The 15,016-nt window shown below is 72.0% G+C and carries 14 protein-coding genes; 7 read left to right on the forward strand and 7 right to left on the reverse strand.

Translation table 11 applies throughout. The features are described from left to right. Window positions 1-274 precede the first annotated feature (274 nt). From AOK03_RS01660 to AOK03_RS01675, 4 genes are all read left to right on the forward strand, one after another. Window positions 275-1,396 (forward strand): LacI family DNA-binding transcriptional regulator, encoded by a 1,122-nt coding sequence (locus AOK03_RS01660; protein ID WP_055563297.1) that lies wholly within the window; start codon window positions 275-277, stop codon window positions 1,394-1,396. 162 nt (window positions 1,397-1,558) lie between these two features. Next, entirely contained in the window at window positions 1,559-4,012 is a 2,454-nt protein-coding gene (locus AOK03_RS01665; protein ID WP_055563298.1) for a polysaccharide lyase 8 family protein, read from the forward strand. Between the two features lie 124 nt (window positions 4,013-4,136). Next, window positions 4,137-5,438, forward strand: a complete 1,302-nt coding sequence (locus AOK03_RS01670) for a M60 family metallopeptidase (RefSeq protein ID WP_055563299.1) — start codon at window positions 4,137-4,139, stop codon at window positions 5,436-5,438. 42 nt (window positions 5,439-5,480) lie between these two features. Next, entirely contained in the window at window positions 5,481-7,361 is a 1,881-nt protein-coding gene (locus tag AOK03_RS01675; RefSeq protein ID WP_055563300.1) for a DUF2264 domain-containing protein, read from the forward strand. 43 nt (window positions 7,362-7,404) lie between these two features. On the opposite strand, the gene AOK03_RS01680 is transcribed toward AOK03_RS01675, so the two are convergent. The 3 genes from AOK03_RS01680 to AOK03_RS01690 form a co-directional block, all read right to left on the reverse strand. Then, a complete protein-coding gene (locus tag AOK03_RS01680) occupies window positions 7,405-9,000 on the reverse strand; it encodes an FMN-binding glutamate synthase family protein (RefSeq protein WP_055563310.1) in 1,596 nt (531 codons plus the stop codon). 2 nt (window positions 9,001-9,002) lie between these two features. Beyond that, complete coding sequence (locus AOK03_RS01685) at window positions 9,003-9,782, reverse strand: DsbA family protein (protein WP_063792399.1); 780 nt, start codon at window positions 9,780-9,782, stop codon at window positions 9,003-9,005. A gap of 79 nt (window positions 9,783-9,861) precedes the next feature. Beyond that, complete coding sequence (locus tag AOK03_RS01690; protein ID WP_055563302.1) at window positions 9,862-10,338, reverse strand: MauE/DoxX family redox-associated membrane protein; 477 nt, start codon at window positions 10,336-10,338, stop codon at window positions 9,862-9,864. Between the two features lie 590 nt (window positions 10,339-10,928). Here AOK03_RS01690 and AOK03_RS01695 point away from each other — a divergent pair. The 3 genes from AOK03_RS01695 to AOK03_RS01705 all read left to right on the forward strand — a co-directional run bounded on the left by AOK03_RS01695 (window position 10,929) and on the right by AOK03_RS01705 (window position 13,121). Further along, window positions 10,929-12,098, forward strand: coding sequence for a hypothetical protein (locus AOK03_RS01695; RefSeq protein ID WP_055563303.1), 1,170 nt, complete (start codon window positions 10,929-10,931; stop codon window positions 12,096-12,098). 54 nt (window positions 12,099-12,152) lie between these two features. Next, complete coding sequence (locus tag AOK03_RS01700; RefSeq protein ID WP_157868834.1) at window positions 12,153-12,686, forward strand: hypothetical protein; 534 nt, start codon at window positions 12,153-12,155, stop codon at window positions 12,684-12,686. Between the two features lie 87 nt (window positions 12,687-12,773). Next, window positions 12,774-13,121 (forward strand): SsgA family sporulation/cell division regulator, encoded by a 348-nt coding sequence (locus tag AOK03_RS01705; protein WP_055563305.1) that lies wholly within the window; start codon window positions 12,774-12,776, stop codon window positions 13,119-13,121. Window positions 13,122-13,139: 18 nt separating this feature from the next. Here the strand turns inward: AOK03_RS01705 and AOK03_RS01710 are convergent, their stop codons facing one another. The 4 genes from AOK03_RS01710 to AOK03_RS01725 all read right to left on the reverse strand — a co-directional run. Then, the gene (locus AOK03_RS01710; RefSeq protein ID WP_055563306.1) at window positions 13,140-13,676 is read right to left on the reverse strand and encodes a GAF domain-containing protein; all 537 of its coding nucleotides are present in this window, start codon (window positions 13,674-13,676) and stop codon (window positions 13,140-13,142) included. Next, window positions 13,673-14,266 carry a GTP-binding protein gene (locus AOK03_RS01715; protein WP_055563307.1) on the reverse strand — a complete coding sequence of 198 codons (594 nt, stop codon included), beginning with the start codon at window positions 14,264-14,266 and terminating at the stop codon, window positions 13,673-13,675. Before AOK03_RS01715 ends, AOK03_RS01710 begins: the two co-directional genes overlap by 4 nt. Continuing rightward, complete coding sequence (locus tag AOK03_RS01720; RefSeq protein WP_055563308.1) at window positions 14,244-14,615, reverse strand: DUF742 domain-containing protein; 372 nt, start codon at window positions 14,613-14,615, stop codon at window positions 14,244-14,246. Before AOK03_RS01720 ends, AOK03_RS01715 begins: the two co-directional genes overlap by 23 nt. A gap of 2 nt (window positions 14,616-14,617) precedes the next feature. Further along, window positions 14,618-15,016 (reverse strand): roadblock/LC7 domain-containing protein (locus tag AOK03_RS01725; RefSeq protein ID WP_063792400.1); only part of this gene is annotated, 399 nt, incomplete at its 5' end.

Below are 15,016 nucleotides of genomic sequence, written 5' to 3' on the forward strand. Positions count from 1 at the left end.
GCCGCCGTCGCGACGGCGGCACGCACGGTTCGGGTCCTTTTCTCAGCCATGAGGCGGCAACGTAGTAATCGCTTACTGCCCCGTCAACACCTCGGGAGGGCCCTGTTCTTGGACTTTCCCCCAGCACCTCCCTGGCGCAGGGGCAGACTTCGGTACACGCTTACTGTCGTTGCCGAGGCGGCGGACCCGGTCGAGGGGCCCGGGGCACTCCGCAACGGGCGCGGGGAACTGCGCGGCAAGCCACGACGAGCCCGCACCGGAAGGACGTCCGCACATGGCAGACACGCCGACGCACGGAAACAGGCCCACTCGACGAGCGACGATCACCGACGTCGCGGCGCGAGCCGACGTCTCGTCGGCCACCGTCTCGCGCGTCCTCAACGGCAACTACCCGGTGGCCGGGGACACCCGCAGCCGCGTCCACGCCGCCGTGGAGGAACTCGGCTACGTGGCGAACGCCCACGCCAGAGCGCTCGCCGGGACGTCGAACCGCACGGTCGGCATCGTCGTGCACGACGTCGTCGACCCGTTCTTCGCGCACATCGCCCGTGGCGTGGAGCGGGCCGCGTCCGAGGCGGGTCGGCTCTGCATGGTCTGCTGCACCCACGGCGACCCGCGGCGCGAACTCGCCTTCGTCGACCTGCTGCACGAGCAGCGCGCGGACGCGGTGGTCCTGGTGGGCGGCGCGCACCAGGACCGCTCGTACGCGCGCGAAGTGGCCCGCAGGGCGCGCGGGCTGCACGCGGGCGGGGCACGGCTCGTGCTGTGCGGCAGACCGTCGGTGGGGCACGGCGTGCCGACGCTCTCGGTGGAGTACGACAACGAAGGCGGCGCGTTCGCCCTCACCGACCACCTGCTCACCCAGGGGCACGAGCGCATCCTGTACCTCGGCGGGCCGCCCCGCCTCTCCACCACCCACGACCGGCTCGCCGGACACCGCAGGGCGCTGGCGCTGCGGGGCGTGCCGAAGGCTCCCGAGCTGGTGCACACCGGGGCGTTCAGCCCCGCCTTCGGTCATCGCAGGCTCTCCGAACTCCTGGCGTCGGGGCTGGAGTTCAGCGCGGTGTTCGCGGCGAACGACATGGTGGCGATCGGGGCGCTGCAGGCCCTGGAGGAGGCGGGGCTCCGGGTCCCCGACGACGTCTCCCTCGTCGGCTACGACGACGTGCCCGCGGCCGCGACGCTGCGGCCGCGGCTGACCACCGTGCGGGTGCCGCTGGAGGAGATGGGGCGGCAGGCGGTGCGGATCGCGGTGCCCGACGCGGAGGCCGAGGCGTGGCGGCCGCCCGCGGAGGGCCGGGTGCGGCTCGGCACGCACATCGTCGTGCGGGACTCGGTGGCGGGACGCGCGGGTCGGGCGGTCGAGCAGGTCGAGCGCATCACTGAAAGCGGTTAACCCCGGAAAGGGGCGCGCACATCCATGGCCGGAGCAGAAAGAACGTAGAAAGATTCCGGCCCCTCTTGCGCCACATAGCAACCGCTTACATGCTGTCGCGGGATCGGCTCACCACATGTGCCCCGAAGCCTTCATGTGCCCCCGACACCTCTGGGAGTTCGCATGCCCACGCCGCCCACTCCTGCCGCCGACGCCACCGGGCCCAGCCGTCGCACACTTCTCGCGGCGGGGGCGGCGTCCGTCCTCGTGCCGTCGGCGGCGAGCGGCACGGCACGGGGCGCCGCGCCCCCGGCCGACTCCGAGGACTCCTACGACACCCTGCTCGCCCGCGCCGCCGCGCAGCTCACCGGCGGCGACTTCGACGCGGCGGACCCGGACTTCGCCGCCGCCCTGAAGGCCCTGGACACCCGGGCTTCCGGCTGGTGGCGGCAGTTGGACCGGTCGGCGGGCAGGACGGCGCTGTGGGCCGACCTCTCCCCCGCCTCCGACCCCGGCAACTTCGGTCAGAGCTACCCCCGTCTGCGCACCCTCGCGACGGCCTGGGCCACCCCCGGCACCTCGCTGACCGGCAGCGCGGAGATCCTCGACACCCTGCTCGACGCGCTGCGCTTCCTGCACGCCACCGGCTACCACCCCGGCCGCCCGGAGTCGGGCAACTGGTGGTTCTGGGAGATCGGCGCGCCCCGCGCGCTGATGGACACGTGCGTGCTGCTGCGAGCACACCTCCCGGCCGACGACCTCTCCGCGTACACCGCGACGGTCGCGAAGTTCTGCCCCGACCCCGACCGGCGCACCAACGCGCCCTCCCTGGCCGAGACCGGCGCCAACCGCGCCGACAAGGCCGTCATCGTGGCCCTGCGCGGTCTGCTCGCCCGGGACGGGGCCACGGTGGCGCTGGCCCGCGACGGGCTGTCCGACGTCCGGGACAACGGCAGGAACGGCCTCTTCCAATACGTCACTTCGGGCGACGGATTCTATGCGGACGGGTCGTTCGTGCAGCACGGCTCCGTCGCGTACACGGGAACGTACGGCAGTGTCCTGCTCGGCAGCGCGGGCCAGCTGATCGCGCTGCTCGCCGACTCCCCGTGGGCGGTCACGGACCCGAAGACGTCCGTGCTGTACGAGGCGGTGGACCGGACGTTCGCGCCGGTGGTGTTCGACGGGCTGATGATGGACGCGGTGCGGGGCCGGGCGATCTCCAGGGAGAAGGCCAGGGACCACGACGACGGCGCGGCGACGCTCTCGCACATTTTGCAGCTGGCGTCCGGCGCCCCCGACGCGTACGCGCGACGCTGGCGGGCCATGGCCAAGGGCTGGCTCCGCCGCAACACGACCACGCCCTACCCGACTCTGGCGGGCATCCCGGCGCTGGCCCGCGCCAAGGCCGTCCTCGACGACGCCTCGATCCCGGCCGGCGACCGGCTCACCGGGCACTTCGTCTTCGCGGACATGGACCGCGTGGTGCACCGCAGGCCCGGCTGGGCCCTCGCGCTGTCGCTCTCCTCGAAGCGCATCGCCGCCTACGAAGCGGGCAACGGCGAGAACCTGCACGGCTGGTACACCGGTGACGGCATGACCTATCTGTACGACGGCGACGACCTCGGGCGGTTCGGTGACGCCTTCTGGGCGACCGTCGATCCGTACCGCCTGCCGGGCACGACCGTGGACACGCGGGCCCGTGCCGACATCGGCTCGGGCGGCGGCACCGGCACGTACCGCCCGAAGAACGCCGTGGCGGGCGGCGCCGTCCTCGACGCGCGCCACGGGGCGGCGGCCATGGAACTGCTCGCCGACGGAAGCACGCTGCGGGCACGCAAGGCGTGGTTCTGCCTCGACAACGCCGTCGTCGCGCTCGGCGCGGGCATCTCCGCGAGCGACGGACGCACCATCGAGACGGTCGTCGAGAACCGCAATCTGTACGCCGACGGCCCCGCGCGGCGGCTGACCGTGGACGGACGGGGACAGCCGGGGCACGACGGGTGGTCTGCGCGGCTGTCGGACGCCCGGTGGGCGCACCTGTCCGGCAGCGGCGGCTACGTCTTCCCCGACCACGACGGCCGCGCGGACGGCCTGGGGCTGCGTGCCCTGCGCGAGGAGCGTGTCGGCGCGTGGCGGGACATCAACACCGGTGCCGACACGGGCGGCAGCACGTCGCCGGTGGCGCGCCGCTATCTGACCCTCTGGCTCGACCACGGCGTGTCCCCCGCCGACGCCTCGTACGCCTACGTCCTGCTGCCCGGCGCGAGCGCGGCCGCCACCGCGGCCTGGGCGCACGCCGGGCCCGTGCGGATCGTGGCCAACGACGCAGCCGTACAGGCGGTCGAGGCGCGGCGCGACGGGCTGCTCGCCGCGCACTTCTGGGCGCCCGGCCGGGCCGGGGGACTCTCCTCCTCCGGGTCCTGCACGGTGCTCGTGCGCCGCGGGCACGGCGGTGTGTCCGTGGCCGTCGCCGATCCCGGCCGTGCGGAGTCGACGCTCGACGTCGAGCTGCCCTTTCCCGTGCGCGGGGTGGTCCGTGCGGACGACACGGTGGCCGTCCGGCCGGGACGGCGGCCCCTGGTCACCGTGCGGGTCGGTGGGTCCCGTGGGCGCACGCACGCCGCCGAGCTGCGGTGAGCCGACCGTTCGGTCCCGAGTTTTCCGCAGGCGCGTCGCGGCTCGTCGCGCAGTTCCCCGCGCCCCTCACGGGGCGCCCCCGAGTTTCCCGCTGACGGAACCACCGACAGAAGGAGTGCACCTCATGAGATCCACTCCGCTCCACCGCCGCACCGTCCTCGGCGCTCTCGCCGCCGCCACCGGCGTCGCGCTGCTGCCCGGCACCGCCCGTGCGGCGCGGGCCACCGCCGCCGTGCCACTCACCGCCCGCGTCTCCGCCGAGTCGCAACGGGTGCGGCTCGGGGCGGCCCAGCGTGCCAGCGACTTCTTCACCACGGGGACGTACGCGCCCGCGGGCACCGCGGTCACCGTCACCGTGTCCGCGCCGGACGGCCTCCTGCCGACCCTGCACATCGGCATCCCCGACTACTACTCCACCCCCAACACCCCTCGCGCCTATCCGCTGAGGACCGGGACGAACACCGTCACCGATCCGAACGGCGGGCCCGTCCATCTGACGATGACGGGCAACGGCGAACGCGCCACGGTCACCGTCGGCGCCGGTTCCGTGCCCATGCCCACCTTCACGCACGGCTCGACCTCGGAGTCCGCCTTCCAGTCCCAGCTGGACTCCCACACCGCAGCCGGATACGTGCAGCTCCGCTCCGCGCACGCCATCGTCACGCTGTCCCGCGCCACCGCTCTGCAGTACCGCGCCGAGAACCACGCCGCGCTCCTCGACACCTACGAGCAACTCCTGGCGTCGCACGCCGCGTTCAGCGGGTTGAGCGGCACCAGCGGCACGCACGCCCGCAATCCGCTGCCCTACCACTTCGTGAACGTCACCAAGGTCGCCTCGGGTGTGGGCGCGTATGCCACGCACGGGTACACCGGCTATCCGGCCGCCGCCATGAAGTACATCGCGGGCGTGGACGGGCTGCGGACCGGCGGCTGGGGCATGTACCACGAACTCGGGCACCAGCACCAGCAGTTCGCGTACAAGCCGGGTGCCCTCACCGAGGTGACCTGCAACCTCTACTCGCTCGCCGCACAGCGCACGCTAGGCCAGGCGTCCCGGCTGCTCGTGCGGGACTCCGCGGGCAAGGACGTCTACGACCGGGCCTTCGCGGCCCGCGACGGAGGCGGCGACTACGCGTCGCTCGACGTCTGGTCCAAGCTCGTCCCGCTGTGGCAGCTGCACCTCGCCTTCGGCACCGGCGTCTGGCCGCAGCTGCACCGGCTGATCCGCGCCGACAACCCTGCAGCCGCCACGGACGCGGACCGCTACGACCACCTCGCGGTGTACGCCAGCCGGGCCACCGGACGCGACCTCACCGAATTCTTCACCGGCAAGTGGCGCTTCCCCGTCACCTCGGCCGGCACGGCCCGCATCGCCGCGCTCGGCCTGCCGAGGCCCACCGTCGACGCGAGCACCTATCGCGAATAGCGTCACCCGACCCGCACCCGCCACCGAGGAGTCACGGACCCCATGCCCGCACCGCATCTGACCCTGCCGCCCACCGACCGCGTCCTGTCCCCGCTCACCGGCTGGACCCGAGCACACTGGGAGGCGCTCGCCGACCGACAGCTGGACGCGCTCGTCCCGTACGCGACACCGGGGTTCGCGCAGTACCGGCTGCCCGGAAGGGGCAGTTGGTCGGGGGTCGTGTCGGACGGCCTTGAAGGGTACGCGCGCTCGTTCCTGCTCGCCGCCTTCCGGATCGCGGGAGCGGACGGCGAGGCCGACCCCCGCCTCGTGGAGCGCTACGCACAGGGTCTCGCGGCGGGCACGGACCCCGGCAGCGGCGAGGCCTGGCCGCAACTCACCGACTGCTCCCAGCAGATGGTGGAGGCCGCGTCCATCGCGATCGGACTGCACGAAACCCGCCCCTGGATCTGGGACAAGCTCGACACCCGGGTCCAGGAGCGGGTGGTCGACTGGTTCTCCGGCTTCGTCGGCAGGAAGACCTGGGACAACAACTGGCGGCTTTTCCAAGTGGTTTCCGAGCAGTTCCTCGCCTCGGTCGGCGCCCCGTACAGCCAGGCGGACATCGACGGCGGCCTGGACCGCATCGAGGACTGGTACCGCGGCGACGGCTGGTACAGCGACGGCGACGGACGCAACTTCGACTACTACATCGGCTGGGCCATGCACCTGTACCCGCTGCTGTGGGCCCGGATGACCGGCGGGGACGACGGCGGCCGCGCCGAGGTCTACCGGGAACGCCTCACCCGGTTCCTCACCACCTACCCGCACTTCTTCGGCGGCGACGGCGCGCCCGTCCACCAGGGCCGCTCCCTGACGTACCGCTTCGCGGCCGCGGCTCCGGTGTGGATGGGCGCCCTGGCCGACTGCACTCCCCTCGCACCGGGCCTGACCCGACGCCTCGCCTCCGGCACGGCACGGCACTTCGTGGAGCGCGGCGTGCCCGACGAGCGGGGGCTGCTGCCGCTCGGCTGGTACGGGACGTTCCTGCCCGCGACCCAGGCCTACTCAGGCCCGGCCTCCCCGTACTGGGCGAGCAAGGGCTTCCTCGGCCTGCTGCTCCCCGCCGGCCATCCCGTGTGGACGGAGCGCGAAGTGCCGCTCCCCGTCGAGGAGTCCGACCAGTACACGGCGCTCCCCCAGCCCGGCTGGCTGCTGCACGGCACCCGGCACGACGGCATCGTCCGCCTCGTCAACCACGGCAGCGACCACAACCTCCTCGAAGGCCCCGCCCAGGACGACCCGCACTACGCCAAGTTCGCCTACTCGACGGCGACCGCCCCCGAGACCGCCCCGCGCGCATGGGAGCGTGCCGTCGACGGCCACATGGCCCTGCTCACCCCCGACGGCACGCCCTCGCGCCGCCTCCGCATCCACCCGCTGAGCTGCGAGGGCCGGATGGCCGCGTCCCGCCACGACGCCCAGTACCCGGGCGGCGACGAGGCGTTCCCCATCGAGACGACGAGCGTGCTGCACGGCCCGTGGGAGATCCGCGTGCACCGCGTGCGGGCACCCGCGGGGGCGACCGTCCGCGAGGGCGGACACGCGGTGGCGGACGGGACACAGCCGCACACCGAGCGCGGCCCCGGCTGGGCGCTCACCCGTACGACGACGGGCCTCACCAGCGCGGTCGTCGCCCTGCACGGCTGGGACGAGCAGGCGGGCATCGCCCGCGAGGTGGCGGCCAACGCGTACGGACCGCACTCCGCGACACCGTTCCTGACCTCCGCGTCCCACCCGGGCGGCGACAGCGTCCACGTCACCCTGATCGCCCTGTCCCGGGACACGGTCAGCCCGCGCGCCCTGCGGGAGTCCATCACCTGCACCGTGGACGGCGGCACGGTGCGCATCCGCTTTCCCGACGGCACCGGACTCGTCGTGTGACCCGGATCGGCCCGTGTCCGAGGTCCGAGAATCCCCGGTCCCGTCACGGCCCGAACCGGTCGGGATCGGCGGCCGCCCAGTCCGCCCGCCACGACTCCGGAGGCTCGTTCAGCAGCTCCTTGTCCTCCAGCCACTCGTACAGATCGGCATAGGAACGGATCTCTCCGCCCGTGCTCATCCTGCGCCGCAGCATCCGCGGGTGCAGCTGTCGAGGGGAGTCGAGACCCATGGCGGCGATGATGTGCTGGGCGCTGCGGACCGTGGCCGCCTGGTAGCGGCGGACGCGGTCGGCCTTGTCGGGGACGTCCAGCGCCCGGGCGCGGCGGGCGTCCTGGGTGGCGACTCCGACGGGGCAGGCGTTGGTGTGGCAGGCCCGGGCCTGGATGCAGCCGAGGGCGAACATCATCGCGCGGGCCGCGTTGGTGAAGTCCGCCCCCTGGGCGAGACGTCTGACGATGTCCCCGCCGGTGGCGATCTTGCCGCTGGCGCCGACGCGTATCCGGTCGCGCAGCCCGGTGCCCACGAGCGCGTTGTGCACCGTCATCAGGCCTTCGGTGAGGGGCATGCCCACCTCGTCGGCGAACTCCAGCGGCGCGGCCCCCGTGCCGCCCTCGGCTCCGTCCACGACGATGAAGTCCGGGCTCACCCCCTCGGCGAGCATGGCCTTGCACAGAGCCAGCACCTGGACGCGGTCTCCCACGCACAGCTTGATGCCGACGGGCTTTCCCTCCGCGAGATCTCTCAGGCGGGCGATGAATCCGATCAGCTCGCGCGGGGTCGAGAAGGCGCTGTGCTGGGGCGGGGAGACGACGGTGCGGCCCGGCGGGACACCGCGGATTCCGGCGATCTCGGTGTCGACCTTGGCGCCCGGGAGCAGCCCTCCCAGGCCGGGCTTGGCACCCTGGGAGAGTTTCAGGAGCACGCATTTGACCTGCCGGTGGCGGGCCTTGACCGCGAAGCCATGGGCGTCGAAGTTCCCGCCCGGGGTGCGGCAGCCGAAGTATCCGGTCCCGATCTGCCAGATCAGGTCGCCCCCGTGGCGCAGGTGGTGCTCGGAGATCCCGCCTTCTCCGGTGTCGTGGGCGAACCTGCCCCGAGCGCCCTTGTTGAGGGCGAGGACGGCAGGGGCCGACAGGGCGCCGAAGCTCATCGCGGAGATGTTCAGCAGCGACATCGCGTACGGCTGGGTGCAGTCCGGGCCGCCGACGAGCACGGTGGGCGGCTCGTCGCTCGCCGTCCTCGCAGCCATGGACGGCGCCAGGAACTCGTGACCCTCGGCGTAGACGTCGCGTTCGGTGCCGAACGCCGTCTTCGCCTCGATCCCCTTGGCCCGCTGATAGACGGCGTCCCGTACGCCGCGGTCGTAGGGGCGGCCGTCGAAGTTGCGCTCGACGAAGTACTGCTGGAGCTCCGGCCTGACGCTCTCCAGCAAGAAGCGGGCGTGCCCGAGCAGCGGATAGTTGCGCAGGATCGCGTGCCGACGCTGCAGGACGTCCCGCACCCCGAGCGCGGTGAGCCCGAGCAACGGCACGGCTGCCACCCACCACCAGGAGGACCGGGCACACGCCGTCGCCGTGGCCCATGCCGCGCCGGTGGCACACGCGACGAGCGGGGTGTAGCGGGCGAGACCGAGAGGCAGCTTCACGAAACCGTCTCCGCTTCCACCAGCCGGGTCAGCCGCTCCGGGGTGAGCGGGTGGCCGGGGTCCTTCAGGAGGTCCTTACCCTTGAAGAGCACGGCCGGTGTGGCCTGGACGGCGGTCTGCCGGTCGAAGGCCTGCTGCACCTTGTTCACCCACGTGTCGTGCGTGCCGTTCCTGACCGCTGCGGTGAACTTCTCCATGTCCATGCCGTCGACCTTCTTCCCGAGAGCCAGCAGGACTTGTTCGTCCCCGAAGGAGTCGTCGTTCTCGGAGGACGGCTGGGAGGCGAAGAGGACGTCGTGGAAGTCGCGGAACTTCCCCGCGTCCTGAGCCGCCGCCAGCGCGTTGGCCGCGTACTTCGACCCCCGGCCCGGGACGATGCGGTCGACGAAGGAGAGGACGTGGTATTCGACGCGGAGTCTGCCCTCGTCCTGGAGCCTGTTGATCGTCGTGTGCAGTGCGCGTTCGAACCGGGCGCACCCCGGGCAGCGAGGGTCTTCGTACACCGTCAGGGTGGCGGGGGCGTCGGCCGGGCCACCGGGAATGACGAGGTCGTCGTCGCCCGTGGCCCCCGAGGGCACGACGACGGGGCGGTCGTCCTCGGCCGCGCCCGACTGGACCACGACGGCGACGGCGACGACCGTCGTCACGGTCGCCACGACTGCGGCGCTCAGGGCGGTTTGCCGCACGCGGCGCGAGCGCCGGTCGGCACTTTCACGTTCGGCCCGCAGGCGGTCTCGTGCCTGACGTGGCTGCGTACGGACGGCGGACTTGCTCATGTGAGGCCTCTTCGGGAGGTGGTGCGGGCGAGGTGGAACGGGCAGGTGGGCAGGGCGGGGCAGACGTGCGGGCTGCGGGTCAGCGGAGGACGGCGTCGAGCGAGAAGCGGCTCGCGGGCCACCGGACCAGCCAGGTGCTCAGGAGGAGCAGCCCGACGTCCCTGAGGACTTCCTGGAGATAGCGGGTGTCGGCGGAGTCGATTTCGCCGCCACCGCCGAAGCAGCCGCAGTCGACGCTCAGGCCGCGGGCCCACGCCTGGACGATCCCCGCGAGGAACCCGGTGAGGAGCAGCGCGGACAGCACAGCGGCGAGCCGGATCCGCAGACCTACCAACAGCAGTGCAGCGAGAGTGAGTTCGAGCGCGGGGATGCCGTGGCCGACCGGAGCCACCAGGGTTTCGGGCAGGATCCGGTACGCGCGCACCGCCTGGGCGGATGCCACCGGGTCCTGGATCTTCGCCCACCCGGCCCAGCACCAGACGACGGCGAGGGCGACCCGCGCGGCCGCGGTGATGCCCGGCACCGTCCGACGGGCCCGGTCCCGGGAATCGGGCATGGCGGAGGCGGGACAAGTCGGGGTTCGCGTCATCACCTGCGGATTCCTGTTCTCGTGGCGTGAGGAGAGGACCGGTGCGTTCGTCGGTCCGCCCCTTCAACCTCGCCCAGGCTTTCGCAGGCCGGTAGCAGCGGCTCTTCGATGACCCCATAAGTTCGCCCTATGGGGCGGCGGTCTCAGGGCTGCGGGCGCAGCGCCCCGGCCCGCGATGTGCGACGGCCTACGACGTTCCGGCGGGGCCGGTGGGCCGCTGCCCCTTCGGCCGGACGGCCCGGAGGGAGCGCCGCGCGTCGAAGCCGGTCACCCTCACCGACTTGAGGCGTTCCTCAGCGCCCGCGGGCGGGATCCGCGGGACGTGCGCTCCAGCACCGGCACTCCGCCCAGTTCTTCCAGGCAGCTCGACCACGCCGAGCAGGAGGTCGAGGGCGGCCAGAGCGGGAGTACAGGGAGAAAGAGGCACAGAACAGCCCTATGGCAATCACTCATAGATACAGCTTATGAGTGCATAAGTCGGAAACATCTACCCACAGGGGGCGCCGACTTCGAGGCTGGTCGCATCACCGCATGACAACGCCACAAGGGATGACGCAGTGAGACTGAAGTACCTGACCGCGATGGCCACCGTCGCCGCGATGGCTCCGGCGCTGTTCGGGGCCACGCCTGCGGCCGCGGGCGAGGCCCTCGGCACGGCCGTGCCGGCGCCCGACCGCAGCCCGGAGGAAGAGCCGACGCCTCACGCCTCCGAGACCGGCACGGCAACAGCCCCTGCCGAGGCCCCCGATGCGGCCGTGCCTGCGCCCGACCACAGCCCGCAGGAGGAGTCGGCAGCTCACGCCTCCGAGACGCGCGCGTCCGCGCCCCCTGACGTCAAGCTGGAAGGCGTCCCGGACGCCCTCATCGGGGGCGACGACTGGTCGAACTTCACCCTCGTCGTCGACAACCCCCACGACGAGGGGAACCTCTGGGACCTCGACATGGCCGTCAACACCGAAGCCTCCGGCCTCCGCTTGTACGGGGACGATCTCCGCGTCCAGATACAGGTCGACGGCGCCTGGCGCGACGCAAGGGTCTACAGCCCCCCGGACCTCGGCGACTACGACCTCGAACTGCTGCTGGAATTCCCGTTGCCGACGGGCCGGACCACCTTCTCCCTCCGCATGCGCGCCGCGTCGGACGCACCGCTCACCGCCTTCTTCATGGGCCCGCGGGTCTACGACGAGCAGGTCCAATCGGACGACGAATACTGGGTGTGGTCGAAGATCATCGCTCCTTCCGAGGGCGGAGGGGAGCCGGGAGACCCCGAAAAGCCCGGGGATCCCGAGGAGCCCGGAGACCCCGAGAAGCCGGGTGATCCCGAAAGGCCCGGGGACGGCGAGAAGCCGGGTGATCCCGAAAGGCCCGGGAACGGCGAGAAGCCCGGAGGCGGCGAGCCTGGAAGCGGGCACAAGCCCGGTGCCGGCGGACACCCGGGCAAGGGCGACACGAGCGGCGGCGGCAAAGCCACCGGCCCCACCGACCACACCAAGCCCGCCACTCCCCCGACTCCCGGCAATGGCAGCGGCAACAGCGCCCTCCACCCGGCCGCCGAGCACTCCGGCACGACCGGCGGCGACACCGGCAGGACCGCCGCGAGCGGCTCCCTCGCCCGGACCGGGAGCAACGACGGCACCAGCTGGCTGATCGGTGCCGGCGGCGCCTCCGTCGCACTCGGCACGGCACTGGCCGCCGCGGCCCACAGGCGCCGCCGCGCCACCGACTGAACGGCACCCGTCGTGCACGGCGGCCGGGACCGACGAGTGTTCGATCGGTGGGGTGTGTGGGATGTACTGCCGGAGAGCGAGCGGCGGCGCTGGTCGCTGGAACCGTTCGAGAGCGTGGGCCCGCTGCGTTTCGGGATGCGCCCCGCCGACGTCACCGAGGCGCTCGGCGGCATCACGAAGAACCCCCAGCACCACACGCGTGCGGCTCTGTCGCAGGACCGGCACGGCACTGTCAAAGGGGAGTGCTGGGGGCTGGGGCTGACGTTCTACTACGGCCTCGACGAACGGCTGCGGGGCATATCGGTCGACGCCCTGAAAGGGCCTCAGGTCTTCGCGGACGGCACGGCACTGGTGGGCCGGGTGCCCTCTGAGGTCGAGCAGTGGATCATCGGCCGTACCGAGATCCGCGAGCCGTTCTCGGAGCTGTTCTACGTGAAGCTCGGGGAGCCCGGATCAGCGAGCCTCGGCGTGGTGGTCTGCGTCCAGCGGACGGGTGACCGTCTGCTCACGCGCCCGGTGTTCCTCCCCGCCGAGGGCATGAACGCACCGCTGGACTTCCTCCCCTCCGAGGTGTGGACGACTCACTGAGTGCCGGACAGCACCAGGTCCGCATCACGTCCTCACCTCGTACGCCACCACCACTCGCCCCTCCTCGTACGCGACGGGAGATCCGCCATGCCCGGCACAGCCGCGCACGCCATCTTCATGGGCTACCGCACCGCGCCCGGACAGCGTCCCGTCGACGTTGTGGTGACCGCCTCCTGCAGCCCCTGTGAGCCCTGGTTCATACGCCTGTGCTGCATCGACGAGCAGGCCTGCGAGATCGCCACGTGGAGCTTCTCCCGCGGCGCGCTGTTCGACGGACTGACCAGCCCGGTGGTCAGCAGGGGCGTCACCGTGCAACCCGTCGGTTTCGCCCTGCTGTTCTCCCTGAGCGGTCACCACACGCACCGCTCCGTCGTCCAGCTCGACCGGGCCGAGTTCGCCGCCTACCTCGTCCGTGCCTGCCTCTCCGAGACCTGACCGGCCACAGAGGTCCGTTCAGATGCCGCCCGCCTCCCGCCGGTGGATCTGCTCGACCAGCTCCGCGGCCATCCGCTTGATCGTGTCGAGCCCCGCCGTTCCCCAGCGGCGCGGCTCGACGTCCACGACACTGACCGTGCCGAGCACCGTCGCCGTGCGGTCGATCAGCGGCGCGCCCAGATAGGAGCGGATGCCGGTCTCGTCCACCACGGGGTTGCCCGCGAACCGCGGATAGTCGCGGACGTCCTCCAGGACGAGGGCCTTGCGGCGCACCACAACGTGCGGGCAGTACCCGTGGTCGCGGGCCAGATAGCGGCAGGCCTCGCCGTCCCGGTTCCCTGGAGTGTGCAGTCCCGCGAAGAACTGCTGTTTCTCGTCGAGGAAGTTGACCATGGCGTACGGCGCGCCGGTCAGCTCGGCGAGCCGGTCCGCGAAGGCGTCGAAGGCCGGTTCGGAGTACTGCCCGATCCCGAGCCCCCGCAGCCGCCGCACCCGCGCGGGCGCCTCCTTGTCCACGGGGGTGAGCAGGAGGCGCCCGGTCGGGTCATGCATCACGTGTGGGCTCCGTAGCTGGCCGCCGGAGCGTGGTTGAGGAGGTGTTTGACGAGGATGAGGAGGGTCTGGATGCCGGAGCTGGAGATCCGTGCGTCGCAGCGCACGACGGGGACCTGCGGGTCGAGGTCGATCGCGGAGCGCACTTCGTCGGGCTCGTAGCGGTAGGCGCCGTCGAATTCGTTGATCGCCACGATGAAGCCCATGCCGCGCTGCTCGAAGAAGTCCACGGCGGCGAAGCAGTCCTCCAGGCGCCTGGTGTCGGCGAGCACCACCGCGCCGAGCGCTCCTTCGGAGAGTTCGTCCCACATGAACCAGAAGCGCTCCTGCCCCGGCGTGCCGAACAGGTACAGCACGTGCTCCGGGTCGAGCGTGATTCTCCCGAAGTCCATGGCGACGGTCGTCGTGGTCTTGTTCTCCACGCCCGAGAGGTCGTCGGTGGCCTCGCTGACCGTGGTGAGCAGCTCTTCGGTGCTCAGCGGCGCGATCTCGCTGACCGCGCCGACGAAGGTCGTCTTGCCGACCCCGAAGCCGCCCGCGACCAGGATTTTCAGTGCGGTGGGGAAAAGGTCAGAGCTGTCGTCGTAATCCATCGAGCACTGCCTCCAACAGGGACCGGTCAGTGGGGTTGTGGTAGAAGTCCGGGGCCTTCTGGGTGAGGACCCCGCAGTCGAGGAGATCCGAGAGGATCACTTTGGCCACGGCCGCGGGCAGCTTCAGCTGGGCCGCGATCTCGGCGACGGAGGTGGGCGCCTCGCAGAGGCCGAGGGCCGTGGAGTGCTCCGGCCCGAGGTAGCCGAGCGGTGTGGAGCCGGTCGCCATCACCAGGGAGAGCAGGTCGAGTTGGCTGGTCGGTCTCGTCCGTCCGTTGCTGACGGTGTAGGGGCGGACCAGCCGCCCCGCGGCGTCGTCGAGCCAGGGCCCGTCGTGCGGGGCCGCCATCCTCAATGCCTCATCGGCGCGGGTTCGCCGGCGGGCTGCCGGGGGGCGGTGATCAGATACGGCCGCACGCTCTTGACCAGCATCGCCATCTCGTAGCCGAGGACGGCCGCGTCCGCGTCGCGCCCGGCGAGCACGGCCAGACAGGTGCCCGAGCCCGCGGTGGAGACGAACAGGAGGGTGGAGTCCAGTTCCACGACGACCTGGCGGACGTCACCGCCGTCGCCGAAGCGGATGCCCGCGCTGCGCCCCAGCGAGTAGAGCCCCGAGGCGAGGGCCGCCATGTGGTCGGCGCTGTCCGGGTCGAGGCCGTGCACCGACTTCACGAGTCCGTCGGAGGAGAGCAGCACGGCGCTGTGGGTGTGCGGCACGCGCTGCACGAGGCCGCTCATCAGCCAGTCGAG

Source organism: Streptomyces atriruber (assembly GCF_001418325.1).
GTDB classification, from domain to species: domain Bacteria; phylum Actinomycetota; class Actinomycetes; order Streptomycetales; family Streptomycetaceae; genus Streptomyces; species Streptomyces atriruber.

Bases quoted from the DNA above. Each gene is read 5' to 3' on its own strand.
- AOK03_RS01660 (WP_055563297.1), top strand. From the start codon at position 275: ATGGCAGACACGCCGACGCACGGAAACAGGCCCACTCGACGAGCGACG.
- AOK03_RS01665 (WP_055563298.1), top strand. From the start codon at position 1,559: ATGCCCACGCCGCCCACTCCTGCCGCCGACGCCACCGGGCCCAGCCGT.
- AOK03_RS01670 (WP_055563299.1), top strand. From the start codon at position 4,137: ATGAGATCCACTCCGCTCCACCGCCGCACCGTCCTCGGCGCTCTCGCC.
- AOK03_RS01675 (WP_055563300.1), top strand. From the start codon at position 5,481: ATGCCCGCACCGCATCTGACCCTGCCGCCCACCGACCGCGTCCTGTCC.
- AOK03_RS01685 (WP_063792399.1), bottom strand. From the start codon at position 9,782: ATGAGCAAGTCCGCCGTCCGTACGCAGCCACGTCAGGCACGAGACCGC.
- AOK03_RS01690 (WP_055563302.1), bottom strand. From the start codon at position 10,338: ATGCCCGATTCCCGGGACCGGGCCCGTCGGACGGTGCCGGGCATCACC.
- AOK03_RS01705 (WP_055563305.1), top strand. From the start codon at position 12,774: ATGCCCGGCACAGCCGCGCACGCCATCTTCATGGGCTACCGCACCGCG.
- AOK03_RS01715 (WP_055563307.1), bottom strand. From the start codon at position 14,266: ATGGATTACGACGACAGCTCTGACCTTTTCCCCACCGCACTGAAAATC.
- AOK03_RS01720 (WP_055563308.1), bottom strand. From the start codon at position 14,615: ATGGCGGCCCCGCACGACGGGCCCTGGCTCGACGACGCCGCGGGGCGG.